Below are 4,281 nucleotides of genomic sequence, written 5' to 3'. Positions count from 1 at the left end.
AAAATGGAACAATCAAAATCGAAATGCGAGGCAAAAATGTAGTGCAACGAAGTTTTATTGGTATTGCTTTCCACGGACAAGATGATACAACTTATGATGCAGTATATTGTCGTCCTTTTAATTTTTTAGCCACAGATTCAGTTCGGAAAATACACGCTATTCAATACGTTTCACACCCAATTTACACCTGGAAAAAGTTAAGAGAAGAACGAAACGGAATATTTGAAAAGGAAATTAAAAATCCGCCAAATCCCAATGGTTGGTTTACAATGACCTTAATTGTCGAAAACAAAACCATCAAAGCCTTTATAAATGATTCAAAAGTACCCTCATTGGAAGTGGAAAAATTAAACAATATTCAAAGTGGTAAACTTGGAATATTTGTTGGTGGTGGTAGTGGTGGCGATTTTAGGAGTATTGAAGTAAAAAATATAAAAATAGATAATTATTGATAATTAAAAAGATGAAAATAACAATTTTAGACGACTATAAAAATTTAGTAAAAGAATTAAACTATTTTAACACGTTGGGTGCAATTATTAAAAACATCTATTCGAGTGTTTTTTGTTTAGTAAACTGGAATAAAAAAACGTATCGATAATTGTTTTTAATAATATTTACCTATTTTTAATACAATTTTCTTACAGTTAACACAAATTTATATTTTAGTATTGCAGGACTTAATTCATTCCCTTTCAATTTGTTTTTTATTCTATATTATAGACTTGCTATTCTCTCGTTTTTTGGACATATTGCCTCAATTAATAACAAAAAACAATGAAACAATCTATATTTAGTTTAACACCAAAAAGATAATCATTTCCAATTTTGGCTTTGGGATTTATTTTGACAATTGTCATCTTTTATGACTTGACAAATCATTTTAACGGAGTAACAATACCGAAAGAATATTCCTACTAATTGGGGGAGGACAACGAATCTTAACATTGATTTGACAATATGGGGCAGAAGTAATTCTATGAAGCATTTGTGCAAGGTTTAATAGAAAGGGTTCTGTTAAATTGTTGTGCTAAAATTCACCACATCGACAAGCGATTCAACTCATTAATTGATTAAAATGGAGACAGTAGAAATTATAACAGCAAATGGAAACACAATTACTGCAAAAATATATAGTGCAGGGAGCAATTCACCAGTTCTTATTATTGCATCTGCAACAGGTGTAAAACAAGGTTTTTACAAAAATTTTTCGAATTTTATTTCGGTAAATGGTATTACTGTAGTTACATTTGACTATGCTGGTATTGGATTTTCTTTAAAGCAACCTATCAAACTACAGACAAATAACGCTTCAGATTGGGGTAGAAATGATTTGGAATCTGTTATTAAATATGTAAAAGAAAATTATCAGACATCAAAAATAACTATACTCGGACACAGTATAGGAGGGCAACTTATTGGTTTGGCAAAATCTTCATTACAAGTTCAAAAACTGATTTTAGTTGCTGCACAAAGTGGATATTGGAAATTGTGGAAAGGAAATGATAGAATAAAAATATGGTTAAATTGGTACATACTTTTTCCAACATTAAACAATATTTTCGGTTATATTCCATCTAAGAGAATTAGCGGAATGGAAAACTTACCGAAAAACGTAGCAAAACAATGGATCGGATGGGGAAAGAAGCCAAATTATCTTTTTGATGAAGTTTTAGAACAAGATTTATATTTTAAATATATTTCAGCCAAAACAGTTGCGATAAGCATTGAAAACGATTTTTACGCACCAAAAGAAGCCGTTGATTGGTTGACTGAAAAATATCAAAATACTGATGTAAAAAGATTGCATTTAAAACCAAACGAATACAATACAAAAGACATTGGACATTTTGGAATTTTCAGAAGTACATTTGAAAATAACTTATGGAAGTTATTGTTTGATGAAATAGAAAAGTAAACAGAAAATAAAAACTTGAAACCGACTACCAAATGTATAGCCCTAAAATATACTAAAACTGAAATAGAAATTAGCACGAAATGAAAATAATTGAAATCACTTTTGATGACTACACAATCACAACTGATAAAAACAAGATGGATACAGTTGCCATTCACGATTTTCTATCCAACCATTCAGGCTGGAGTGATAATATTCCAATAGAAAAAGTACAAACATCTATTGAAAACTCCTTGAATTTTGGACTGTTTCACAAAGAAAACCAAATAGGATTTGCAAGAGTAATTTCAGATTATGCAACCATTGCCTATTTAGGAGATATTTATGTTTTAGATAAGTATAGAGGACAAGGGCTTTCAAAAAAACTTATGAATGCAGTAATGAATCATCCCAACTTGCAAGGATTGAGACGGTGGATTTTATTAACCTCAACCGCCGATTGGCTTTATGAAAAATATGGTTTTACAAAATTACCAAAACCAGAAATTTATATGGAACTGTATAATCCTGATGTTTATAAATAATAAACAAAGTGATAGATGTGTTAAAAGAAAACATTTAAAACAATATGAAACTGACAAAGACTAAATAAATGCTATTGCCATTTATTTCAAAATATATAAATTAGATATGAAAGAAGATTACATAAAAAGAATTAACAACATATTCTGCTTTATCGATGATAATTTAGACCAAGAACTGACTTTGGAAACTATCGCAAATATTGGATTTTATTCACCTTTTCATTTGCACAGAATTTTCAAAGCAATTACAAACGAAACGATAAACGAGTACATTACTCGCAAAAGAATAGAAAAAACAGCGTCAATACTTTTGCACAAACGAGAAATCACAATTTCTGAACTTTCCTTACAATATGGATTTAATAGTAATTCTTCATTTACAAGAACTTTCAAAAAATTTTACGGTATAAACCCAACAGAATTCAGAAAATCCAATCCAAACAAATTTAGCAAGATTGGTAAAGTACAAAGCAAGAATGGACAAGAAAGTGGAATATTAGAGGAATATATTTGCAACATTAATAATCATAAAAAATGGATTAAAATGAAAGCAAAAATTGAAATTAAAGAAATGCCTAAATTAGATTTAGCATTTATCACACAAATTGGGCATAACGGAATGGAAAATGCTTATGCCAAATTAATTAAGTGGGCAACACCAAAAGGACTTTTAGAAAATGAAAATTTAAAAGTAGTTACAATCTATCACGATAGTTTTAAAATAACGGAACCTGATAAAGTTAGAATGAGTGCTTGTATTTCATTGAAAGAAAAAGTTGAAGTTAGTGGAGAAATTGGCTTAACAACAAATGAAAAGGGAAAATTTATTGTTGGACATTTTGAAATTGGAATAAATGAATTTGAAAAATCGTGGAGTAGCCTTTTTATTTGGATGAGTGAAAACGGATACAAAAAAGCAGACCAAAACCCTTATGAAGTTTATTATAACGATTTCAACGAACACCCAGAAAAAATTAGTATTGTAGATTTTTGTATCCCAATTGAATAACAATGAAATATAAAGAAAATAAATTAATTGTTTTTTCTATTATAGTAATTACAATATTATCAATTGGAATTCAAATAAATATCAGCAAAAATAGTTATGGCAAGGAAAAAGAAAAAGAAACAACAACCTATTCGATAAAGCTAGGTATTTGTTTACCAAACCCCAAAAAAGAGTAATAAAGAACGTTTTAAAAAATGAAAAATTTGATTAAAATTTTGGTCATTTTGTTACTATCACTAGTAATTTGCCCTTTAGAAATTCATTCACAAAAAATGAACAACTCTGTAAAATCAATTGAAATTAAACCTATAAATATGAAAGACTACAAATTAGTTTTCAATGAGGATTTTAGTGAATCAGAATTAAATACCAACAATTGGTTGCCTTATTATTTACCGCAATGGAGTTCCAGAGAAATGTCTAAGCCTAACTACAAAATAAAAGATGGGCAACTTTCTTTACAAATTGTAGAAAATCAAATGCCTTGGTGTCCTGAATTTAATGGTGAAGTCAAATGCTCCTCTGTTCAAACAGGAGTTTTTGCTGGGAAATTAGCCAGTGAGATTGGACAACATAAGTTTTTTAATCCAAATTGTGTGGTTCGTGAAGAACAGAAAATGGAGCAGAAATTTGTTCCCCAGTACGGTTATTTTGAAATGAGAGCCAAGTTTGCTGCAACTAAATCGGATGTCGTGGCACTTTGGATGATTGGCTTTGAAGATAGTCCGGATAAGTCATCAGAGCTTTGCGTTATGGAAATTAAAGGTTGGAATATTAAAAAAAATAAAGCATAAATTGGTATGGGAATTCACAAGTTTAATGACCCCAAA

At 29.5% G+C, this 4,281-nt stretch carries 6 protein-coding genes; all 6 read left to right on the top strand.

Features of this window, described 5'->3' with window-relative positions; genetic code table 11:
• On the top strand, positions 1-452 hold a 452-nt coding region (locus tag PHC28_RS16205; protein WP_300103118.1), incomplete at its 5' end, for a family 16 glycoside hydrolase.
• Positions 453-1,078: 626 nt separating this feature from the next.
• Positions 1,079-1,918 carry an alpha/beta fold hydrolase gene (locus tag PHC28_RS16200; RefSeq protein ID WP_300103115.1) on the top strand — a complete coding sequence of 280 codons (840 nt, stop codon included), beginning with the start codon at positions 1,079-1,081 and terminating at the stop codon, positions 1,916-1,918.
• An 80-nt stretch (positions 1,919-1,998) separates the two neighbouring features.
• Positions 1,999-2,442 carry a GNAT family N-acetyltransferase gene (locus tag PHC28_RS16195; protein ID WP_300103112.1) on the top strand — a complete coding sequence of 148 codons (444 nt, stop codon included), beginning with the start codon at positions 1,999-2,001 and terminating at the stop codon, positions 2,440-2,442.
• 106 nt (positions 2,443-2,548) lie between these two features.
• Positions 2,549-3,451 carry a GyrI-like domain-containing protein gene (locus tag PHC28_RS16190; protein WP_300103109.1) on the top strand — a complete coding sequence of 301 codons (903 nt, stop codon included), beginning with the start codon at positions 2,549-2,551 and terminating at the stop codon, positions 3,449-3,451.
• Positions 3,452-3,453: 2 nt separating this feature from the next.
• On the top strand, positions 3,454-3,627 hold the full coding sequence (locus PHC28_RS16185) for a hypothetical protein (protein WP_300103106.1): 174 nt from the start codon (positions 3,454-3,456) through the stop codon (positions 3,625-3,627).
• Between the two features lie 138 nt (positions 3,628-3,765).
• Positions 3,766-4,245: a glycoside hydrolase family 16 protein gene (locus tag PHC28_RS16180; protein WP_300103103.1), complete on the top strand. Its 480-nt coding sequence runs from the start codon at positions 3,766-3,768 to the stop codon at positions 4,243-4,245.
• Positions 4,246-4,281 lie beyond the last annotated feature (36 nt).

Source organism: Flavobacterium sp. (assembly GCF_028712645.1).
In the GTDB taxonomy this organism is placed as follows: Bacteria; Bacteroidota; Bacteroidia; order Flavobacteriales; family Flavobacteriaceae; genus Flavobacterium.
The sequence above is the reverse complement of the archived record's forward strand: the minus strand, read 5'-3'. Positions and strand labels throughout refer to the sequence as shown.